Below are 21,208 nucleotides of genomic sequence, written 5' to 3' on the forward strand. Positions count from 1 at the left end.
GCCTGGCACTAGCCCTGCTCTCAAACCACCCGAATACAAGGCGCAGGATGCCGGCCCCCAGCACAGACGCGGAGGCAGTCAGGCAGCCCGTGGATTCAGAGAAAACAGTTAGTCAAAGTCAAAGTCGGCAGTGTACTGCCGCCGGTACTGGCGCAACCCAGATGGCGGGTGGCCGGAAGATATGGTGCCTGTCAGGGCTGATGCCACCGCCCGGTAGGCCAAGGCCTTGGGAAGTTTCCCCGAGCAACCGCGCAGCTCGCCTTCCATCACATGCGGCGGATTACTCACCTCCCCCGGTTCAGACTTTGCTGCGCCGATCCCGGCACCGGCTGACTCACCCGTGAGCCAGGCATTTAAATGCTGGCACAGGCCATTCAGTCCGGGATACACGGTGCGCTCCGTGATCCCGAAGGTCGCCAGATCCGCCAGCAGTTTCGACTTCATCGCCGGCAGCAGCGGAATTTCCAGCAACCGATCCCGACCATGTAGCTCCTGCTCCAGCGGTACAAAGCCCGCTCCCCGAGCAGCTTCCGGATACGCCTCAGTCGTCAGCGCCGGATGGATGGAGTACCAACTGCGCTGGGCGGTCGCCTCCGGCCGGGCCGCGAGCGGTGAAAACACCCGGGTCTGGCTGATCGCCAGCGGGTCGGTGGCAAAATCGACGTCGTCGAGCCCGTCCGCACGCAGCAGATAAACATAAGGCTCGGCCGCCCCCCGCTGACAGGCAAACCACAGCGCAATCAGCGGATTTTGGCTCCACGCCAGCAACCGGGTTTTCATGCCGAACTGCTGCGCCTGTGACAACAGATGCCAGTCACACACCCGGTCCCCACCGGCGGCGGCTCCCTTCGGGCTAAACTCGCCGTATTGCTGAAACATCGCCAGCATATGGCGCTCGACCGCCGTCGAGATCGGTCGGTTATTCCGGGCAATCGGCGGCAGCAAGGCCCGACGACGATTGGGCTGGCCGCGAAACAGGATCAGTTCGCTATCCGCCGTCAGCTCTCGAACGGCTGCTAAATAACCCGAAACGGAGCCAATATAAGTTGATGTTTGCATAAAAACTCCTTGTTAAGCCGCAGACCACAGACGGACCAGAAAGACCACGGACAACATATAGCCGGCGATAAACAGCGCATTGCCCAACAACAGCGCAATCGGCTGCCAGCCCAGCTCCGCCAGCTTTTCGAACGATGTTTTCACGCCGAGTGCGGCAATCGAAATCACCAGGCACCATTTGGACAGATCCGAACTCAGCGTAATTACCTCAGACGGCAACCATCCCAGGCTGTTCACAATCACCAGGGCCACAAACACCATCAGAAAACCCGGTACCAGCGGTTGCTTCGCAGCGCCAGCCCCACCGGCGGCCACGCGATCCTGATGAAACAACACCATCAGCACCACCACGACCGGCATCAGCATCGCGACCCGGAACATTTTTGCCAGCGTCGCGGCATCCCCGACGTCGGTGGAGATCATAAACCCGGCCCCGACCACCTGCGCGACATCATGGATCGCCCCGCCGAGAAACAGCCCGGCTTCCGCCGTCGCCAAGCCGGTTGCCGAGACCACCAGCGGATAGAGCACCATGGCTGCGGTCGAAAATGCCGCCACGCCAATGGCCGTCAGCAAGGTAAAGTGCTCATTGTCGCGGCTCTGGGGCAAGGTGGCTGAAATCGCCATCGCGGCGGAAATCCCGCAGATCCCGGTCGCACCACCGGAGAGCAGGCCGAGCATCGGCGGCAACCGGAGCACGCGCGCGAGCAGCAAGCTGAACCCAATCGTCAGCCCGACCGCCCCGGCCAGGGCGAATACACCCACAGTGCCGATGGCATGTATGTCGCTGACGGCGATCCGAACCCCGAGCAGCGCCACCCCGATCCGCACCAGTTTCTTGGCGGCCACTTCAATCCCGGGCAAACATTTCCCGTTGTCAGCCAGAAAGTGAAACGCCATGCCGATCAGTAAGGCGTACAAGAATTTCGGTCCACCATACTGTCCGGAGACAAAAGAAGCGGCAGCAGCAATCACCATGCACAGCATCAGGCCCGGCACCAACTGCCCCAGCGCACCAAAGGTGTTGCGCGGTTGACTGAGTGTATTTGTCGCCATCAGAAATCCCTTCTTGGCAGGAAAAAAAGCCTGGCTCCATCTCACCCGCACCACCAGATGTCACACGGTGAGCATCGGGTGCCGGAGCCAGGCCAAAAGGTCACCAAGGATCAGACGTAGTCTTTGTATTTATCCAGGTAACGGACCGGCTTGGAGAGTGCATCGCGGCGGAACGGGTCGCCCAGCTCCTGGGTACACATGATCTCAATCACCGTGGTTTTCCCTTCGTTCATCTGCATATCAATCGCTTTTTGCAGCGTCGGGCCGACATCTTCCAGACGGTCAACCGTGATCCCTTCCGCGCCCATCGCCCGGGCAATTTCGGCAAAGCTCTGGTTATCCAGCTCACCGGCCACGAAGCGGCGGTTGTAGAAGTCGACCTGGTTCTTCTTCTCCGCGCCCCACTGGCGGTTGTGGAACACCACCGCAGTCACCGGAATGTTATGACGAACACAGGTCATGGTTTCCATCAGGCTCATGCCCCAGGCACCGTCACCGGCATAGGAAATCGCCGGGCGATGCGGTGCCGCGGCCTTGGCGCCGATAATCGTCGGGAAGGCATAACCACAGTTACCGAAGCTCATCGCGGCAAAGAAACTGCGTGGTTTTTCAAACCGCAGGTAGCTGTTGGCAATCGAGTTGATGTTACCGATATCGGTCGAGACCATGACATCGTCCGGCATCGCTTTTTCCAGCTCACGCAGTACCTGGCGCGGGTGCAGATATTCGCCGCCGGAAAAAGGTTTCTCCTGGGCATTTTTGTCGATCATATCGAGGCTGAACTGGTCACGTTCGTGGGTCCACTCATCCAGCTCTTTCTCCCAGATCTCTTTCTCAGCCTGAACCTTGGTAAAGCGATCATCTTTGGTCGCATCACACGCCAGCGTGCGGCCTGCCAGACGCTCGCTCAGGGCCACCGCTGCCGCCTTGGCGTCACCGCAGATCCCGACCGAGATTTTCTTCACCAGACCCAGCATCTTATGGTCAGCATCAATTTGAATGATCTTGGCGTCTTTCGGCCAGTAATCCATCCCGTGCTGCGGCAACGTGCCGAATGGTCCCAGGCGGGAACCCAGCGCAATCACCACATCGGCCTGGGAGATCAGTTTCATCGCCGCTTTCGAACCCTGGTAGCCCAGCGGACCGCACCACAGCGGGTGACTGGCCGGGAACGAGTCATTGTGCAGGTAGCTGTTGACCACCGGCGCGCCCAGACGCTCCGCCAGTGCCTTACACTCTTCGACCGCATCGCCCATCACCACGCCGCCACCGGAAATAATGACCGGGAACTTCGCCTCGGCCAGCAGGTCGGCCGCATCATTCAGGCTCTGCTCGCCACCTGGGCCGCGATCCAGACGCGCCGGTTTTGGAATTTCACAGGTAATTTCGCCATAAAAGTAATCTCGGGGAATGTTCAGCTGGGTCGGCCCCATCTCGCTCATCGCGCGGTCAAAACAGCGACCCGTGTATTCCGCCATCCGGCCCGGGTGAGTCACATGTCCCTGATACTTGGTGAACTCCTGGAACATCGGCAGCTGGTTACACTCCTGGAAGCCCCCCAAGCCCATGGTGTTGGTCCCGGTTTCCGGGGTCACAATCACCACCGGGCTGTGTGCCCAGTACGCCGCCGCAATTGCGGTGACACAGTTACTGATCCCCGGACCGTTTTGTCCAATCACCACCCCGTGGTTCCCGGATACCCGGGAATAGCCGTCCGCCATGTGCGCAGCACCCTGCTCATGGACCACCGGAATCAGGCGAATGCCGGCCGGAGCAAAAATATCCATCGCATCCATAAATGCAGAGCCCATGATGCCGAACATATCCGTCACGCCATTGGCCACCATGGTTTCAACAAACGCCTCTGACGGCGTCATCTTGGTCGGGCCGGTTACCACGCTACGTGCTTCTTGCTCACTCATATCCTTTCTCCTTGATGATGGGACACTGAATCCTTAAAAAGTGGAACCAAACGTCTCGTTATTGAAATTACAGTTTTAAGCTAGACGGTGGTTTTTTAATCGTCAATAAAATTTAATTAATCGATATGAAATATTCCGAAAAACGATACTCATGCAACATTTTTGAAGATTGTACGTTTTGATTTGCGGATCACTCGTTAACAATGACAGTCAGATTTTTGTCCGAATCGCGATCCGGATCCTGATCCGGCGCAGCAGCGAACGACAGTAAAAAGGAGCAGATCATGATGGAAATGGCAGCGAACCAGCCAGATATTGAAGTGTCCGTGCGCGAGGTGTTCGGAATTGACAGCGATCTTCGGGTCCCGGCCTTTTCGGTTCGCGACGATCATGTGCCGGAGATCGATCCCGCTTATCGTTTCAATCCGGAAGTGACCCTGGCGATCCTGGCTGGGTTTGCCCAGGATCGCCGGACCCTGATCCAGGGCATGCACGGCACCGGCAAATCCACCCATATCGAACAGGTTGCCGCCCGGCTGAACTGGCCCTGCGTGCGGGTCAACCTGGACGGCCATCTCAGTCGGCTGGATTTAGTCGGGAAAGATACAATTACGCTGCGCAACGGCCAGCAAGTGACCGAGTTCCAGGAAGGAATTATTCCCTGGTCACTGCAGCGTCCGGTCGCCCTGATCTTCGATGAATACGATGCCGGGCGTCCGGATGTGATGTTTGTGATCCAGCGGATCCTGGAGCGGGACGGCAAATTTACCCTGCTGGATCAGAACCGGGTGATCCAGCCCCACCCGGCCTTCCGCTTGTTTGCCACCGCCAATACCGTCGGGCTGGGCAACCTGTCCGGGTTGTATCACGGCACCCAGGTGCTCAATCATGCACAAATCGACCGCTGGAATATCGTCGCGACCCTGAACTACCTCCCGGCCGAAGAAGAATTGGCCATCGTGCTGGCCCGGGTGCCGGAAAAAAACAGCGACGCCGGCCGCGCGCTGCTGCGCAAAATGATTGCAGTCGCGGAGCTGACCCGGAACGGCTTTGCCGCCGGGGATATCTCAATCCTGATGTCGCCGCGCACCGTGATCACCTGGGCAGAAAACTGCACCATCTTCCGCAATCCGGCGCTGGCCTTTCGCTTCTCGTTTCTCAACAAATGCGATGAAGCCGAGCGGCCGCTGATCGCTGAATATTTCCAGCGCTGCTTTAATCAGGAGCTGGAAGAATCCTGGGCTCACCAAATGGAGCTGAGTTAATGAAAGCGCACTCCCGCCAGCAGCAGAAAACGGTCGAGCTCTGTGCCGCCAGTGCAAGGGCCATCAGCCGACAACCAAACCTTCACTTTCGCGGTCGCCAGCTCTATCGGGGCAACACGCCACAGCCGAGTCCGGCGGTTCACGTGCGCGAGCATGACGCTGAGCGCCCGTATGCCGCCAGTCGCGGCCGGGCCGATGCGATAGCCCTGCGCCTGCGCCACTCCGATTCGCAGCTGCACCAGCAACAAGCGCCGACCGCCCCGATTGCCCGGCTGATTTTCGATCTGCTGGAACAATGCCGGATTGAGTCACAGGCACCGGTCCATCTGCCGGGTGCTGGTGCCAACATCAACGCCAATTTCGAACACTGGGCCAGCCACTATTTCCACACCGGGCTGGCGGAAAATCATATCGGCAACCTGATGCTGACCCTGATTTTAATCGTCCGCGCCCGGATCAACGCCGCGCCGGTGCCGGAATACGCCGAGACTGCCATTGAAGCGACCCGGGCTGCCATCGTGCCCGTGATTGGCCATGCACTGGCTGAACTCAAAGCCTGCCGTCACGATCAGGCCGCTTTTGCCCGGCCAGCCCGCCAACTGGCAGAAACCGTCTGCGCCATGATCGAAGCCGAGCTGGCCGACCAGCAAGAATCCGGGGACGCAGAGCAATCGGACAACGCCCTGGCCGCATTCCCGCTGTTATTGGAGATGGAAGAAGAAGGCTCTGAAACGGAGGCCATTGCCACGGCCAAAACCGGCCGCAGCGCGACTTTTAGCAAACATCATCAGCAATATCACATCTATACCACCGAGTTTGATCAGGAAGTCGCCGCCGCCTCCCTGATCCGGCCTGCACTTCTCACCGAGCTGAGAGCACAGCTGGATCAGCAAATCCACCAGCAGGGGATCAATGTCCGGGAGCTGGCACGCAAGCTGGCCGCAGCCCTGAACCCGCCACAACAACACAGCTGGCTGTTCGGCCAGGAAGAAGGCCGGATCGACGGCAGACGACTGAGCCAGCTCGTCAGCTCGCCGACTGAACGCCGCCTGTTTTACCAGGATCACCACCAGCCGACCCCGGACGCGGTGGTCAGCCTCCTGATCGACTGCTCCGGCTCGATGCGCGAGCATATTGATCAAGTCGCGATCATCGTCGATGTGATGGTCAAAGCGCTGGGTATGGCCGGGATCACCAGTGAAGTCCTGGGGTTCTCGACCGCAACCTGGAACGGTGGTCGGGCCCATCAGCAGTGGCTGAGCCGGGGGCGACCCGCACAGCCGGGCCGACTCAATGAAACCTGCCACCTGATGTTCAAACCGGCCGAGCAAGGCTGGCGCCAGAGCCGAAAATCAATCGCTGCGTTGCTCAAAGCTGACTTATTCAAAGAAGGCGTTGATGGCGAAGCCGTCACCTGGGCTTGCCAGCGTCTGCGGCTGAGGGCGGAAGGTCAGCGTTATCTGCTGGTGATCTCGGACGGCTGTCCGATGGATACTGCCACCAACTTAACCAATGATCCCTTCTATCTGGATAATCATCTCAAAGCGGTGGTGGCGCAGGAAACCCATCGAGGTGGGATCACCATTCTCGGACTCGGGGTCGGTTTGGATCTCAGCCCTTACTATCCGCGCAACCTGGCGATGGCAGGCGCCACCGCCGTGGATAACCGCCTGATGACCGAGATCGTTGAGCTGTTCGCATCATCTCGTGGCAAAAACTCAGGGACCCGGCGCTAGCAGTAGCGGCACCAGGCTAAAACAGCGCCACCAGCGCATTTGCAATCAGGTACAGGCCAATCAGCATCAACAGCCCAAACACCATCCGCCGCATCGCTGCTGCACTGAGCGGCGGCGGAAAGCGCCTTGCCAGTATGGTGCTGATCATCACCACCGGTACGGCAATCCCGGCCAGCAGCACAATATCCATGCTCAGTTGGCCCTGTACCCCAATCAACAAACTGCGGGTGGCAGACGTGAAGGCAAAACTGATCAGCAACATATTGCGAATGGTTGTCAGCTCAAACGGCTGGCGGTAAAACTGATAGATCAGCGGCGGTCCGGCCATGCCGAACAGCCCGCCGGTCAGCCCGGAGCCAAACCCACTGACCACAAAACTCGGATGGCCGGAACGTACGGTTTTCTGCGCCGGTCGCAACAGGAAGTTAACCGCACTGTAGACAATCATCCCGCCCAGCAAGCCCTGTAACAAGCTTGTGGCCGACTGGCTGAGCAGCTCCAGTAACCAGACGCCGGCCCCGATGCCGGGTAACACGCCCAGCACCACGGCTGACACCGCGCACCAGTCCATCTGCTTCGCTGCGCCCGGCAGTGCCACCGCACAGTTCACCAAAGTGACTAAGCTCACCACCGCAGCAATCACCGCGACCGTAGTCAGATCCAGGGCACTGGTGGCCCCCACCACAATGATCCCCAGGCCAAAGCCGGTCACGGTCTGAAAGTATGTGCCGACCATAATGATGGCGAGCAAAATCAATAAGGTTTCTGTGCTCATCGCTTCTCTTCTCCTGAGCGTATCGGGTTCAACAGGGATCGCTTTGTGTCGCCGCAACGATAGACGGCGCTGCGGGTTTCTGGTGGGGTGCTTGCTGGTGGTGGAATGCTTGTTGCTGCGCCTGAACCGCCGTCACCGCAATCACGTGATAAATATCCTGCTCGCTGCAACCACGGGAGAGATCATTCGCCGGTTTAGCCAGTCCCTGCAACAATGGGCCGATGGCAACAGCACGGCCGACACGCTCGGCGAGCTTATAACCGATATTGCCCGCCTCCAGGTTAGGAAAAATCAGCACATTGGATTGTCCTTTCACCTGCGAGTCCGGCAATTTACGCGCTGCGATATCCTGAACAATCGCCGCATCAAGCTGAACATCACCATCGATGGCCAGCTCAGGCCGGCGGGATTTCACCAGTGCGGAGGCCGCAACCACTTTATCGACCGCCGCATGACGGGCACTGCCACTGGTCGAGAACGACAGCATCGCCACCCGGGGCGTTTCCATCAGCAGCTGGCGGGCACTTTCGGCGGCCGAGAGCGCAATATCGGCCAGCTCCTCAGCGCTGGGCTCAACCACCAGCCCGCAATCGGAAAAGATTAGGCCGCCTTTCAGATCATGAAACGGTTCACACAACATCATCAGGAAGAAACTGGACACCAACCGGCAGTCCGGTGCCAGCCCGATCACCTGAATCGCACTGCGAACCACATTGGCGGTGGTCTGCACCGCCCCCGCCACCGAGCCGTCGGCGGCGCCATAGCGAACCAGCAGGTTGGCATAACAGAGCGGGTCCAGCACGGCTTGCTTTGCCTGCGTCCGGGTCATCCCTTTACCAGCCCGCAGCGCGAACAGCATATCGGTCAGCGCCGGCCGCAAGGGGGACGTCGCCGGGTCGATCAGGATGCAGGACGCAATACACGTGCCTTCCTCCTCGGCCCGGGCCTGGATCTGCGGCGTATTGCCGACCAGGATCACCTCGGCAATCCCGTCCTGCGCGGCCTTGGCGGCGGCACGAAGCACCCTGGTATCATCCCCTTCACTCAGTACGATCCGCACCGGACGCTGCTTTGCCTGTTCAATAATACGTTCAATAGCCTTCATTTCTGCCTGCCTTGTTTGGGTCCCACCACAACAAACAACAATTAATGAGACGATTTATTCCAAATATTAACATACAATTTGAATATTAATTGTTCAGCCGATTATGGTCAACGAATATTCAAATAAACGGTATAATTGCTATTATGTATTGATGATACATAGGGAAATCAAAGCGATATGACGAGTACAGTGAAAGAAACAACCGATCTTGCCCCCGTGCGTATCGAGGGAGACACGCCGACCCTTCGCCTGTTCTCACTGCTGGAAGTCATTGCAGAGAAGGACGAATTTTTCTCGCTGCAGAAACTGGTGGAAGAGACCGGGCTGCCGAAGCCGACTCTGCACCGGATGCTGCAACAACTCGAAACCGCCGGGATTATCCAGCGTGACGGGGATGAACGGCACTACAGCACCGGTGTCCGGCTGCGGCGTCTGGCGGAAAAGCTGTTGCTGAACAGCACCACCCACAGTGCCCGGCATGCCGTGCTGGCCCAGCTGAAAGAGGAAGTCGGCGAAAGCTGTAACCTCACCGCGCTCTCCGGCGGCGAAGTCATTTATGTCGACCGGGTCGAAACCGAGGCCCCGCTGCGGTTTTATCTCCACCCCGGCTCCCGGGTACCGGTCCACTGCTCCGCCTCCGGCAAACTGTTTCTGGCCAGTATGAGCAGCTCGCAGCGACGCCGACTGCTGAGTAATGTCGAGCTGACCCAGTACACGGAAAAAACCATCACCGATTTCGACGCGCTGGAAACTGAGCTTGATAATGTCAAACGCACCGGCTATGCCATCGATAACGAAGAATTCCTGCCGGGCCTGTTCTGTGTCGCCGTTCTGGTGCCGGTCCCATCCGGGCGCTCGAACCTGGGTATTGCGATCCAGGCACCCATCATGCGATTAAAACCCGAGCAGGCGCTGCACTTTCTGCCGGCGCTACAGCGCGCCGCAGAAGCCCTGGCCAGAATTGAAGCGGAAAGCTGGCCGGAATAATACGCCCGGCTCGCTTCAGCAGAAACAAGGCCACGTTCCGAAAGAACGTGGTCCAGGTTCGTGGTCCCATAGATGGGTCCACAAATACCACTGTGGCAACTCAGCGTCGTACCCGACTTCTGGCATGGGTAGCAACAATCAGGCGATTGACCAGGACCTGCTGCTTGGTTGGCGGGGCTGATTTCAACTCCCGGCACAGGCGGCTGATCTCGCCATCAAGATATTTGGCAGTTTTGCTCCGGATCATCGCCTGCAGCACCTTGGTAGCATTATCCGGCAAAGGTTGGCGCAGCGCCCAGCCATAGCTGTAATCCGGGTGCTGTCCTGCTGCGATTGCTAACCCGGACGCTAAATCCTCAGATGCTGCCGCATCCAATGTCGAAACCGCTTGTTCTGGTGTTTCTTTGCAAGGTGCTTCTTGCTTAGGTGGCTCTTTGCAAGGCGCTCGCACATCGGCTTCCCGTCCCAGCCGCTTGTAGTATTCCGCGACGATCGGTGAGGCGTGATAAGGCAGCTCGCCCTCCTGATACAACAGCGGACCGACTTCTGTCGCCACGCCGGCTTTGGCCTCCAGCACAAAGGTACTGGCGTTGGTGGCTTTCCCGGCATTGGCAGCGGTCTTCTCCGGTTCGGTGAAGTAAACTGTCGCTTGCTGCTTAGCCCGGGTCATGGCGACATAAGCTAACCGCCGCTCTTCTTCAATGTCTGCGCCGATGCTGCCGGACGACTTGTTCATATAAGGAAAGGCATCTTTGTCCCAGAACGGCAGGTAAACCCGATCATATTCGCAGCCCTTGGCGCGGAATATGGTGGTCAGCTGTACCCCGCGCGCACCCGCTTCCCTGTCATGATTAACCGATTGCTGGGTATAGTATTCGAAATACTGCAACGCTTTCTCGCACGGCTGATCCATGGTTTCCAGCACGGTCGCGACACTGTCGAGCCGCTCCACTGCTTCTTCGATCTCGGTCGCCGTGGCTTCGGTTTTCCAGATCCAGTTATCCAAACCGCTTTCATTTCGGTACTGGTTAAAAACCTCCAACGCCTGAAAACTGCCCTTGCGTTGCAGCCGAACCAGCAAGTCCAGCCGCTCGATCAGGTTCTCGAGCTTGAGGCTGCTGTTGGCTTTTTCATAGCGGCGGATAAAAGTCAGCCACTGGCCGGAGTCCATCCCAGCCAGCTGATCGCACAGCGGGCGCAGGGTTTTGTTCGGCACATAACAGTGCGGGAAGCTCATCAGGTTAAACAACAACTGCCCTTTGTTCGACTCCGGCAATTGATCATAACGGCCGGTGGCGAGCGACATCAGTTCGATCAGCAATTTCACTTCCCGGCTACTGGCGAGCACCGACGGCACCGGCATATGGTACGGCACCTGCTTACTGAGAAACGCCAGCTCAAACAGCAGGGTCTGTGACCAGCGCCGGACCAGAATCGCCTGCTGAGACGGATCGCTCCCTGCCGCCAGATCTTTTTGGATCGCCTGGGCAATTTCGCCGACCTGACGTGAAGTGCCGAGTACCTCAAACCGGGTATCGTCGATCCCCCTATCAGAGACAGTCAGAAAATCATGAAAGCGCTGCTTGTTGTTGGCAATCAGGTGGCTGGCAGAGAGCGCCAGGCTGTGACCAAAGCGGAAGGTTCGTGACAGGGTATAAGTTTTGGCCGGTGCAAAATCCTGCTCAAAATTGAGCATAAACTGCGGCGCACTGCCGCGCCACTTGTAGATACACTGGTCGACATCCCCCACCGCCAGCAGTTGGGTCTGCGGGCCGAGCAACTGCTTGAGCAGCCGGTACTGGGCGGTGTTGATGTCCTGAAACTCATCGACCACCACCAGCTTGCAGTGTTGGTGATAATGGCTGCGGATCGCCTCATTGTTCTCCAGCAGCTTGACCGACTCCACCAGCCAGTCGTCAAAGAACAACACTTTTTGTTGCTTGCGCAGGGTTTCAAACTGCTCAAACCCATCAAGGATGAACAGATAGTCCCGGCTGATCTCTGCCAGTTGAAACACCTCCCGCGGCGGCAGCATGTAGGCTTTGACCAGACCGATAAAGCTCAGTAACAGCTCGATGGTTTTCGGATCTTTGATCATCTGCTGGCGCTGATAGTTTTTTTCTGTGCCGGCGATGGCGCGAAGCACCTGCTTGACCAGGGATTTATCACTTTCGCCGCTCTGATAATCAACCCGATATCCCGTCTGGGCCATGAAGCCGGATTGATTGAGCAGGCGCAGACAAAAGCTGTGAAAGGTGTGGACCGGAACGGCCTGGCCGAGGCCACTGTCCTGGAGCTTCTGCTGAAAGTCGGTACGGATATCGCGGTTAAACATCAGCACCAGCATTTCCCCGGCCGGAATATGTGCCAGCTTTTGTTCAATCAGACCAACCAGGGTGGTGGTTTTTCCGGTGCCGGCTCCCGCGATACAGAGGGCGTTGCCTGAGTCATGATGAATAAATGCGGTCTGCTCGGGAGTATAGCTCGTCATAGATAGCGATGGCCTGAGTCTGAAAGAAAATAAGCTGACAAACCAGAGATTTTGCCACAGGCGCGGCCATTTCGCCTGACAAAAATTTCATTTGGGTAAGATGTGACCACCCGGCCTTGCTGCTCTCCAAAAATTAATTGCGCAAACGTTTGCTTTTGTTGCTGAAAGCCAGTTACGGTTTTGCTATCATCAGCGCCATTGGCAGCACGAGCCGTGTTGATTGTTCAACTCGCCGCGCGGCCTGTTTGACTGTATCCCGACTCTTGAAATAGGAATTCACCATGAGCCTTGCCGATCAAGTTCTCGCTGTAAATGATGACCTCCCGATCCGTACTGACCAGCCTGTCCACAGTGGTAAAGTACGCTCTGTCTACTGGCTGACGGAAGCTGACAGCCGCCGCCTGATCATAGAGAAAGGCTACAACGTGAAGCCGGATGCCCCGCTGGCCATCATGGTGATCAGTGATCGGATTTCGGCCTTTGACTGTATCTGGCACGGCGAAGGCGGCATGAAAGGCGTTCCGGGCAAAGGGGCCGCTTTGAATGCGATTTCCAACCACTGGTTCCAGCTTTTCCGTGACAACGGCCTGGCCGACAGCCATATCCTGGATATCCCGCATCCGTTTGTCTGGATCGTTCAGAAAGCCAAGCCGGTGAAAATCGAGGCGATCTGCCGCCAGTACATCACCGGCTCGATGTGGCGTGCCTACGACAAGGGCGAGCGTGCATTCTGTGGCATTGAAGTGCCGGAAGGGCTGAGCAAAGATCAGAAACTGCCGGAGCTACTGATCACCCCGTCGACCAAAGGGATCCTCAAAGGCATTCCGGGCGTGCCGGAAGCTGATGATGTCAATATCACCCGCCGCAATATCGAAGACAACTACGCCGCGTTTAACTTCAGTTCTCCGGCAGACATCGACCGCTACGAAACCCTGCTCAAAGACGGTTTCAAGGTGATCAGCAACGCGCTAGCGAAATTGGATCAGATCTTCGTCGATACCAAGTTTGAGTTCGGCTATGTTACCGATGCCGAAGGCAAGGAAAAGCTGATTTATATGGATGAGGTCGGCACCCCGGATTCCTCACGCATCTGGGATGGTGCCGCGTATCGTGACGGCCGCATTGTTGAAAATTCAAAAGAAGAGTTTCGTCAGCTGCTGCTCAACCACTTCCCGGATCCGGATATCCTGCTCAATAAAGACCGCATGGATGAGCGTGAGGCGCTGGCGCGTGATAACGCTCTGCCACAGGAAGTCCTGATGCAGGTCTCCAAAGTCTACACTGGCATTGCTGAGAAAATTACCGGTCAGCCGATTCACCTCAGCGATAACCCGAAAGCTGAAATCATTGATATCTTGCGCAGTGAGTATGATTTGATCGCAGAATAAGGTTTCAACTCTGTTAAAAATGGCGGCATGTATGCCGCCATTTTTCGTTTTGTTGCATATTTAATCGCTGAAAAGTTGTTGATAGGAACAACATTTCGCTGTCGAACCACGCCAACCCGTTCAAGATTTAAACAAAAAATGACCTGGAACAAATTATTCATATTCCATGATCACATAATTCGACATCTTTGATTAACATCTCTATCACCAGCGAGGGACAATACGGCACATCATGTGCTCGTTGAGGTCTCATTCTATGAAGTTCAGCCATAAGATTGTTGCAACATCCTCTGCCATCTTGCTTGCTGCCCTATCCCTGCTCTCCGCCAACCAATATTTCAAAACCAAAGCTGAGATTCAGTCTCTGGTTGTCCACAGTATCGATGAAATTGTGTCCGGCATGAGTAATACCATCAATGCGGAGCTCAACAGCAGTAAATCGCTGGCCCGCTACGCCACCAGCCTGATTGAACAGGATCTGTCGGCGGACAATATCCAGACCGTGCTGAATCAGCCGGCCATCCATAATGCTTTCTTGCTGGCCGGACAGGGTTTCGAACGCGATGGCAGCTACATCAGCAGCGATCCAAACTGGAACCCGGGCGCCAACTGGGATCCGCGCAGCCGCCCTTGGTATAAAGCCACCCAGCAGAGCCGCGACCTGATCATTACCCAGCCGTATCCCGATACCCTGACCAAAGAAATGCTGGTGTCTATCGCCACCCCTTTATTTGAGCAAAACCGATTTGTAGGCGCCATTTTCTTTGATGTCAGCCTGAGCGGCCTGGCTACACTAGTGAACCAGGTCTCGCTGTTTGATGCCGGGTACCTGTTTATCGTCGACAATCACGGCACCGTGATTGCCCACCCGAATGCCGACTATAACGGTCAGGCGATGTCGTCCTTCCTGGGGAACATCGCGATCAGTGAACAACCAGTGACGCTGGACCAGGACGGTAAGCAGCTGAACGTTTCATTCACTCAGGTGCCGGGTCAGAACTGGTATGTCGGTGCCGTGCTGGATGAAAGCCTGGCCTTTGCTACGGTCGATAAGCTGAAAACCGATTCCATCCTCTACTCGGTGATTGCGCTGATCACCGGCATCGTGGCCCTGCTGCTGCTGATCAAAGTGCTGATGCGCCCGATCCAGGATCTCAATGATGCGATTCAGGATGTCGCCTCCGGCCATGGCGATTTGACCCGCCGCCTGGATACCAATACCGATCAAGAATTTGCCGAGCTGGCGAAAGGCTTCAACGCCTTTACCGAAAAGCTGCAACACTTGATCATCGAGTCCAAGTCACTGAGCCAGGACATCCTGCACAGCACCGAACAGACTGCCGCCGGGGCCAAGGAGTCCGCCGGGGCAATGTCCTCTCAGCTGTCAGAGCTGGATCAGCTAGCGACAGCAATGCATGAAATGGCGACAACCTCTGCTGATGTCGCCAGCAATGCCCAGCATGCTGCCTCTGCCGCCCAGGCCGCTGAGTCCTCAGTGTCTGAAGGGAGCCAGATTGTCTCCCACACCACCGCAGCAATTCATGATCTGTCTGCCCAGATCGATCGCACCGTCGACGTGGTGAAACAGCTGGAAAGCGATACCGGCAACATCGAGTCCATCTTGCAGGTGATCAACGAAATTGCCGATCAAACCAACCTGCTGGCCCTCAACGCCGCGATTGAAGCGGCCCGCGCCGGGGAATCCGGCCGTGGCTTCGCCGTTGTTGCCGATGAGGTTCGGACCCTGGCCCAACGCACCCAGGAATCCACCACCGAAATTCGCCAGATGATTGAGCAGTTACAGTCCGGCGCGACAACGGCTGCCAATGTGATGGGTGACAGCAAGCAAACCGCTGCCAATACGGTCATCAAGGCCCAGGAAGCGGACGAGGCTCTGAATCAAATCAATGTTGCCATTGAGAAGATCAACGAAATGAACCTGCAAATCGCCTCAGCAGCCGAAGAGCAAAGCCTGGTTGCCGAAGAGATCAACACCAACACCCTCAACATCAAAGAGCTGTCGGTGCAGGTGGCTGATGGTGCCGAAAACACCAATCAGGCGATGGAGCAACAGATCCAGAAAGTCCATCAGCAGGAAGAAGTGATGAGTAAGTTCACGGTTTAATCGTCCCTACCCCGAAGACCCAAAAGCCACGATGTTTCATCGTGGCTTTTTTGTTGTCTGTGTCCCGCCAACCCGATGAAGAACCGCTGATAGACAGTCATCAATGGTATCCTCAGGTTTGCAATATTCATCGTATCGTTCACGAGGAAAAAAAGGCGCTCTTAGCACAGGATCTAAAACTCTATTTATCTGATATTAAATACTTTTCTATGATAATCTGGTGCATACGAGGTCTCATGACATGCATATAATAGCTTTGCTCGCACGAAAAACCGAGCATAGATATCAAAGCCAAACCTAAGTGCTTGCTCCTCAAGATAATGTGTTTAAAGTCTAGGCAAGATGATACGCATGTTATTTAGTATTCAGCATCATTGACTGTTAAGGCTTTATTCAAACAAGGAGTAATAATGTTTAAATCTGTTGATGAATTTTGGGTTGAATATCTTTCCTTTGTTTATAAAGATAAATCAGGTGGCCCAGAATATGTGTTTAGGGGAGTTACAGATCAATCATACAAGTTGATTCCTTCTCTTGGGCGTGGAATAGAGGATGGTGTACATGGCGATATTTCTTCAGTAGAGCATAATTTGAATGAAGAGTTTAAAAGATTATCGGCACCTGTGTTAAGCTCGGATGATACACCAAAAACAGATTTTGAGTGGTTGTTTCTAGCGCAACACTATGGGCTCCCAACCCGATTATTAGATTGGACATCTAACCCTCTGGTCGCACTGTTTTTTGCAGTTGAAAAAGACGACGAAACGGATGGTATGGTATATGCCACTAAGCAGATCATAACAGATCAATATGAAATATTTGATCCAACAACTGCTAACTATATGAAAGAAAAATCTCAAGAACCAATAAGTATATTCGCGTTGCAATCTAATCAGGGGAGTTTCATTTTTATCCGCCCTAAGTATAACGATTCGCGTTATTTGAATCAGCGTTCAGTATTCTCTTGCCCGGCTAATCCATTTAAACCACTAGAGTTAGATGATGTCAGTTTGTTTAAGATTAAAGGATATTGGAAACCCGAGCTAAGACGTAGGCTCAGAACTTTTGGGATATCAACATCATTTATCTACCCGGGTTTGGCTGGCATTGCTCAAGAAGTTAAATCCTTTGTTCACACGCCAATTGAGTCTGGGAAAATGTCAGTATATACAGCAAAAGTAACTCTTGACCTATCACAGCCCTAAAGGCAACAAGGTGATGTGTTATACTCGGCGATTTCGGTTTGGAGTTTCGTGGGCTTGGTGAGTTGATCGTGGCAAACCTTATGCCCACTGAAAGAATAAACTTTATAGAAGGAATTATTGGTGGACGATTTTTACATAGATCCAAAAGGATTAGCTGCATACTATGAGATTCAATGGCTTGATAAACTTCGCCTAAATGGAGTAACTGAACAATTAGAGAGCAAATCTAAGCACGTTCCTGAGTCATTTATCGAATCAAGTCACACACAAAGCGTGGCTCAGTTTGTTATTGAGGCTATCGAAGCTGAAAATATTTATCCAAAAAGCGCATTAGAAGTGGGGCCGGCTTTAGGAAGAAATAGTTACGAATTAGTTACTAACATTCCCACCATTCGCTCTGTCACAGTCGTTGAACCATCTCATCGCTTACTATCAAATTTCAAGCAGATCATTATCGAAGGTGCTAAATGTCAATTCCCTTATATCAAGAGTTTGAAAGAGCTGGGTTATTTTGAATTTGATGCTTCACCAATAGCAAAAGCATGCAATCATGTTGCATTCACCTTGATAGAAGCACCTTTTGAACATGGTCTGGTTCCCAAAAAATTTGACTTAGTCATTTGCCTCAATGTGCTTGATCAATGTGAGTCGCCAAAAACCATAGTTGAAGCGTTAATGGATGCAACTGCTTTAAATGGGATGCTGATTTTGTCATGTACTTATCAGTGGAGCAAAAAACACTTAAAAGAAGAAAGTGAAGCAGTCGATGACATTAATGACTACTTTGGTATAAATTGGGAAAAAATATCCGAAGATGAAATTGAGTACAAAATAAGGTTTAATGAACGGTATTCGTTACTTTTTCTTTCCCATGTTGTCGCTTACAAAAAAGTTGGTAAGTAATATTTAGTGTATGCGAATAACAACACGCCCTGAGGTGACGATTAGAATGATGAGAGATTTACAAATCCATGTCATCCGTTAGCATTCAAGAGAGAGTTATGAAGTATTCTATATTGTTAATCATCCTTCTGTCGTTTCAATCTTTTGCACTTGAGCAAGTCGAATTTATCCCTGAAAAGACAGAAAAAAATGGATATGTCGAACCTTTTCAGATGTTCGATGACCTGTACTACGTGGGAGACAAGTGGGTATCCGCGTATTTAATCACAACTTCAGATGGACTTGTTCTCGTTGATTCCTTAGAAAGCCCCTACGGACGTTGGATCCCTGAAAATATCGAGAAACTCGGACTAAACCCAAAAGATCTAAAATACATAATCATCACGCATGGGCATTCTGACCATGTAGGTTCTGCAGAATATATTCAGAGAAAATATGGTAGCAAGCTAATCATATCCTATGAAGGCTCCCTGTTGGCAAAATCTCAATCGGAGAAATCCAAAGGAAAAAATCAATTTGTGCCACCAAGGGTGGACAAATTCGCTCAAGATAAAGATGAACTCGTCGTTGGAAACAAGCGATTTAAATTCTATTCAACGCCAGGACATACAAAGGGAACCTTTTCAATAGACTTTTTCGTGAAAAACAAAGGCACTGAACACAGAGCATTTATTGTTGGTGGAAATGGTACCAACTTCAATGGCCTGGATTTAGCTGAAAAATATGTTCAAAGCGTAGAAAGGATCAGGAGCATTTCACAAGCCACGCCTGCAGTCGAAGTTAATTTGGCGAGTCACCCCCATCTGGCTCAGATTTTTGCGCGAAAAGCTAAACCCTCCGAAGGAATGAATCCGTTTATCGATAAAGATGGGTTCCAAGATTTTCTGGATGTCCTTGAAGCGCGTGGCGCAAAAAAATTGCTGGAAGAACAAAGCAAATAAAGAAAAAAATCAACCAACTTCGCCCCAACAACGCCGGGCGCGCTTAAGCGCGCCGGTGATTGTGCATTTCATGACGCAATGTTGACCGATTGAAGATGCACTGTTTTGTGAATCAACAACTTGTCTTGATGCTCCTCACCATGGATACTGAAGCTCATTTCAGCAAAATCAATGCCATGGACAGATTTAGACATAATGGCTTCCGGTGTGTATGAATCAGACATACCCCGTTGGAAAAGCCTGATGAGGTGGATTCCATGACATTGATGAGTTTTCAAGGAGGATTTCAAACATGGAAAGTTTGATTCAGTATGCTGGCATCGCTGCATCCATATGGATAGTTCTTGGTATTTATATCGCTTCCCTCTTCTATCCCAACTACAGCCATGCCACACAATTTTGTAGTGAGCTGGGTGCATTGGACAGCCCCACGCAGAAGTTGTCGCCAGCAATCAATAATTATCCCCTGGGTTTTCTTTTCATTCTATTTGGCTACTATCTTGTATCAACCGACTCCGCATCCATAGCGACCATTGCAATCGGGTCAATGATCATTATTCACGGCTTGTGTACGTGGGTTTGCGGTTTTTTCCCGATGGATGCTGATCCTTACACGGCAACCCCATCGACAAGTTGCAATATTCACTCATGGTCTGGCGCGGTCATGCTGCTTTCATTCATCATTGCTCCGGCCATTGTCCTTTTTTCAAGTTCATTCCCATTCGCGCTCCGGACAATTTCCTTTGTTTGCCTGATTGGCAGCTTGTTCTTTTCATACACGCTGAGTTTGGCTTTCAAAGCCAGGACGAATCCTGGCCTGCATCAGCGGCTAAGCTATGGCTCTCAAATTATATGGCTGTTTGTTTTTTCTATCTTCGAGATATCATGAAAGAGAAGTAACGCATTATCACAGTCGCCACGTGGCCGGGACAAAAATAGGCGTCATTTCGAAATCAGGCTGTTCCAATGTAACAAGACCTGATGAGGATACGCCCGACTTAAAACCCTGCACTGATAGCGGTGATAAGCGCCCCTATTTAACGGAGGCTTGCCGACTCACCCTTATCCTATATTCTTAGCCATGTTGTAACCGGTGATCGCAAAACCAACGTCCTGGTACAGCTTGAGGGCGCGCTGGTTATGATAAGCGACTCGGAGCTTGATCTGCGAAACACCAGCCAGAGCAAGCTGATTTTCCAACGCGGCTATCGCTTGTTTGCCAATACCTTTGCCACGATATCCAGGGTCAACGAAGAAGTCATAAATGAATGTCGAATGATCGGCGGCATGAATCGAGTGCCAAAGATAGCCGACTAAACACACCTCACCGTTGACCTCAGCATCAATACACAACAGAGAATGATCGTTCTTTTCAAGGCCATTCGGGAAGCTTCGGCGTAAATCCTTTTGGGCTAACGCTACCGCAACATCCATGGAATGACCGTAGTTTTGCGCAATCTCGCGGCTGTAATCATCAATAAAATAATCACAATATGCGGGATATTCTTCCTGGCGCATTTCCCTTAATACAACCATGTACCTTCCTTGCTCGTTTTGTCAGATAGCCCAATGCTCGTAGCCAAAGCGCTGCATGTTTTTCAGGATCAGGTAAAAGTGTGAATATATAATGATTCGACTTTGTCCCTCGCCCACTGCGTTTTGCGCAGAAACTTCAGGGAAGACTTTATCGATGGATCGTTGTAGAAGCAGTTCACCTTGATCTCGTTATATAAGCCATCCCAACCGTAATGTTCGACTAAGCGTGTGAGGATCTTTTCAAGCGTCAGGCCATGTAATGGGTTGTTCGGTTGTTGCTGGCTCATGGAGCGGTTTCCTTTGTGAAATAGTCAATGCCGTGCCTGATCCAGAGGGAGCTGTCACAGACACAATTTTGGGATTTTACCAGAAAACGCTGTCAACCACGCGATTATCATCGCTCTCTTACTGTGTCACAGACGGTCAATGTCAGATTGGTTGACACTGCCTCAAGACGCTTCAAGTCCATCAACGCAACTTCACTTCGGCTGTTCGCCCCAGTCTTTCCACACACCTGATCGCGCGATGCCTTCTATTGAAAAATGGCGCCCTGCCACTCAGTGAGTTTAATACTGCTGTCAGTATGACTTCCCACAAAGTCTTTGACGCTCGCCAATGACGTGAATTGATCCTGATCGGCATGGATCACATGGAGCGGAACTGTTGGTTGAGGTAAAACCATCGTTGGTATTACTGAATTAATGATGGTTGCAG

The 21,208-nt window shown here is 53.3% G+C and carries 17 protein-coding genes; 9 read left to right on the plus strand and 8 right to left on the minus strand.

The features are described 5' to 3' along the window. Window positions 1–108 precede the first annotated feature (108 nt). From NNL38_RS09525 to xsc, 3 genes are all read right to left on the minus strand, one after another. Window positions 109–1,059, minus strand: coding sequence for an FRG domain-containing protein (locus NNL38_RS09525; RefSeq protein WP_255387813.1), 951 nt, complete (start codon window positions 1,057–1,059; stop codon window positions 109–111). A gap of 12 nt (window positions 1,060–1,071) precedes the next feature. Further along, the gene (locus NNL38_RS09530; RefSeq protein ID WP_255387814.1) at window positions 1,072–2,115 is read right to left on the minus strand and encodes a YeiH family protein; all 1,044 of its coding nucleotides are present in this window, start codon (window positions 2,113–2,115) and stop codon (window positions 1,072–1,074) included. A gap of 110 nt (window positions 2,116–2,225) precedes the next feature. Continuing rightward, window positions 2,226–4,037, minus strand: a complete 1,812-nt coding sequence (gene xsc, locus NNL38_RS09535) for a sulfoacetaldehyde acetyltransferase (protein WP_255387815.1) — start codon at window positions 4,035–4,037, stop codon at window positions 2,226–2,228. A gap of 287 nt (window positions 4,038–4,324) precedes the next feature. Between xsc and NNL38_RS09540 the strand changes: the two genes are divergently transcribed. Together NNL38_RS09540 and NNL38_RS09545 are read left to right on the plus strand one after the other, a co-directional pair. Next, the gene (locus tag NNL38_RS09540) at window positions 4,325–5,302 is read left to right on the plus strand and encodes an AAA family ATPase (RefSeq protein WP_255390610.1); all 978 of its coding nucleotides are present in this window, start codon (window positions 4,325–4,327) and stop codon (window positions 5,300–5,302) included. After that, window positions 5,302–7,038, plus strand: a complete 1,737-nt coding sequence (locus tag NNL38_RS09545) for a cobaltochelatase CobT-related protein (protein ID WP_255387816.1) — start codon at window positions 5,302–5,304, stop codon at window positions 7,036–7,038. The genes NNL38_RS09540 and NNL38_RS09545 overlap by 1 nt, the downstream gene beginning before the upstream one ends. A gap of 16 nt (window positions 7,039–7,054) precedes the next feature. Here NNL38_RS09545 and NNL38_RS09550 read toward each other — a convergent pair whose 3' ends face one another. Both NNL38_RS09550 and pta read right to left on the minus strand, forming a co-directional pair. Then, window positions 7,055–7,813 (minus strand): sulfite exporter TauE/SafE family protein, encoded by a 759-nt coding sequence (locus tag NNL38_RS09550; protein ID WP_255387817.1) that lies wholly within the window; start codon window positions 7,811–7,813, stop codon window positions 7,055–7,057. A 28-nt stretch (window positions 7,814–7,841) separates the two neighbouring features. After that, the gene (gene pta, locus NNL38_RS09555; protein ID WP_255387818.1) at window positions 7,842–8,918 is read right to left on the minus strand and encodes a phosphate acetyltransferase; all 1,077 of its coding nucleotides are present in this window, start codon (window positions 8,916–8,918) and stop codon (window positions 7,842–7,844) included. Window positions 8,919–9,095: 177 nt separating this feature from the next. On the opposite strand from pta, the gene NNL38_RS09560 reads away from it, so the two are divergent. After that, complete coding sequence (locus NNL38_RS09560) at window positions 9,096–9,905, plus strand: IclR family transcriptional regulator (RefSeq protein ID WP_255387819.1); 810 nt, start codon at window positions 9,096–9,098, stop codon at window positions 9,903–9,905. A gap of 100 nt (window positions 9,906–10,005) precedes the next feature. Here the strand turns inward: NNL38_RS09560 and NNL38_RS09565 are convergent, their stop codons facing one another. Continuing rightward, window positions 10,006–12,396 (minus strand): ATP-dependent helicase, encoded by a 2,391-nt coding sequence (locus NNL38_RS09565; protein ID WP_255387820.1) that lies wholly within the window; start codon window positions 12,394–12,396, stop codon window positions 10,006–10,008. A 281-nt stretch (window positions 12,397–12,677) separates the two neighbouring features. Between NNL38_RS09565 and NNL38_RS09570 the strand changes: the two genes are divergently transcribed. The 6 genes from NNL38_RS09570 (at window position 12,678) to NNL38_RS09595 (ending at window position 19,847) form a co-directional block, all read left to right on the plus strand. Then, the gene (locus NNL38_RS09570; RefSeq protein WP_255387821.1) at window positions 12,678–13,784 is read left to right on the plus strand and encodes a phosphoribosylaminoimidazolesuccinocarboxamide synthase; all 1,107 of its coding nucleotides are present in this window, start codon (window positions 12,678–12,680) and stop codon (window positions 13,782–13,784) included. 256 nt (window positions 13,785–14,040) lie between these two features. Next, window positions 14,041–15,909, plus strand: a complete 1,869-nt coding sequence (locus NNL38_RS09575) for a methyl-accepting chemotaxis protein (protein ID WP_255387822.1) — start codon at window positions 14,041–14,043, stop codon at window positions 15,907–15,909. A 410-nt stretch (window positions 15,910–16,319) separates the two neighbouring features. Beyond that, entirely contained in the window at window positions 16,320–17,114 is a 795-nt protein-coding gene (locus NNL38_RS09580) for an FRG domain-containing protein (protein ID WP_255387823.1), read from the plus strand. Window positions 17,115–17,234: 120 nt separating this feature from the next. After that, complete coding sequence (locus NNL38_RS09585) at window positions 17,235–18,017, plus strand: class I SAM-dependent methyltransferase (protein WP_255387824.1); 783 nt, start codon at window positions 17,235–17,237, stop codon at window positions 18,015–18,017. 98 nt (window positions 18,018–18,115) lie between these two features. Continuing rightward, on the plus strand, window positions 18,116–18,958 hold the full coding sequence (locus NNL38_RS09590; protein ID WP_255387825.1) for an MBL fold metallo-hydrolase: 843 nt from the start codon (window positions 18,116–18,118) through the stop codon (window positions 18,956–18,958). A gap of 292 nt (window positions 18,959–19,250) precedes the next feature. Then, the gene (locus NNL38_RS09595; RefSeq protein ID WP_255387826.1) at window positions 19,251–19,847 is read left to right on the plus strand and encodes a DUF998 domain-containing protein; all 597 of its coding nucleotides are present in this window, start codon (window positions 19,251–19,253) and stop codon (window positions 19,845–19,847) included. 173 nt (window positions 19,848–20,020) lie between these two features. Here NNL38_RS09595 and NNL38_RS09600 read toward each other — a convergent pair whose 3' ends face one another. Then, the gene (locus NNL38_RS09600; RefSeq protein WP_255387827.1) at window positions 20,021–20,494 is read right to left on the minus strand and encodes a GNAT family N-acetyltransferase; all 474 of its coding nucleotides are present in this window, start codon (window positions 20,492–20,494) and stop codon (window positions 20,021–20,023) included. A gap of 68 nt (window positions 20,495–20,562) precedes the next feature. Continuing rightward, entirely contained in the window at window positions 20,563–20,781 is a 219-nt protein-coding gene (locus tag NNL38_RS09605) for a VF530 family protein (RefSeq protein ID WP_255387828.1), read from the minus strand. Window positions 20,782–21,208 lie beyond the last annotated feature (427 nt).

This window comes from Photobacterium atrarenae (assembly GCF_024380015.1).
In the GTDB taxonomy this organism is placed as follows: domain Bacteria; phylum Pseudomonadota; class Gammaproteobacteria; order Enterobacterales; family Vibrionaceae; genus Photobacterium; species Photobacterium atrarenae.

What these genes read in the sequence shown, in the direction of transcription:
- NNL38_RS09525 (WP_255387813.1), bottom strand. Translation starts at nt 1,059, where the DNA reads ATGCAAACATCAACTTATATTGGCTCCGTTTCGGGTTATTTAGCAGCC.
- NNL38_RS09530 (WP_255387814.1), bottom strand. Translation starts at nt 2,115, where the DNA reads ATGGCGACAAATACACTCAGTCAACCGCGCAACACCTTTGGTGCGCTG.
- xsc (WP_255387815.1), bottom strand. Translation starts at nt 4,037, where the DNA reads ATGAGTGAGCAAGAAGCACGTAGCGTGGTAACCGGCCCGACCAAGATG.
- NNL38_RS09540 (WP_255390610.1), top strand. Translation starts at nt 4,325, where the DNA reads ATGGAAATGGCAGCGAACCAGCCAGATATTGAAGTGTCCGTGCGCGAG.
- NNL38_RS09545 (WP_255387816.1), top strand. Translation starts at nt 5,302, where the DNA reads ATGAAAGCGCACTCCCGCCAGCAGCAGAAAACGGTCGAGCTCTGTGCC.
- NNL38_RS09550 (WP_255387817.1), bottom strand. Translation starts at nt 7,813, where the DNA reads ATGAGCACAGAAACCTTATTGATTTTGCTCGCCATCATTATGGTCGGC.
- pta (WP_255387818.1), bottom strand. Translation starts at nt 8,918, where the DNA reads ATGAAGGCTATTGAACGTATTATTGAACAGGCAAAGCAGCGTCCGGTG.
- NNL38_RS09560 (WP_255387819.1), top strand. Translation starts at nt 9,096, where the DNA reads ATGACGAGTACAGTGAAAGAAACAACCGATCTTGCCCCCGTGCGTATC.
- NNL38_RS09565 (WP_255387820.1), bottom strand. Translation starts at nt 12,396, where the DNA reads ATGACGAGCTATACTCCCGAGCAGACCGCATTTATTCATCATGACTCA.
- NNL38_RS09570 (WP_255387821.1), top strand. Translation starts at nt 12,678, where the DNA reads ATGAGCCTTGCCGATCAAGTTCTCGCTGTAAATGATGACCTCCCGATC.
- NNL38_RS09575 (WP_255387822.1), top strand. Translation starts at nt 14,041, where the DNA reads ATGAAGTTCAGCCATAAGATTGTTGCAACATCCTCTGCCATCTTGCTT.
- NNL38_RS09580 (WP_255387823.1), top strand. Translation starts at nt 16,320, where the DNA reads ATGTTTAAATCTGTTGATGAATTTTGGGTTGAATATCTTTCCTTTGTT.
- NNL38_RS09590 (WP_255387825.1), top strand. Translation starts at nt 18,116, where the DNA reads ATGAAGTATTCTATATTGTTAATCATCCTTCTGTCGTTTCAATCTTTT.
- NNL38_RS09595 (WP_255387826.1), top strand. Translation starts at nt 19,251, where the DNA reads ATGGAAAGTTTGATTCAGTATGCTGGCATCGCTGCATCCATATGGATA.
- NNL38_RS09600 (WP_255387827.1), bottom strand. Translation starts at nt 20,494, where the DNA reads ATGGTTGTATTAAGGGAAATGCGCCAGGAAGAATATCCCGCATATTGT.
- NNL38_RS09605 (WP_255387828.1), bottom strand. Translation starts at nt 20,781, where the DNA reads ATGAGCCAGCAACAACCGAACAACCCATTACATGGCCTGACGCTTGAA.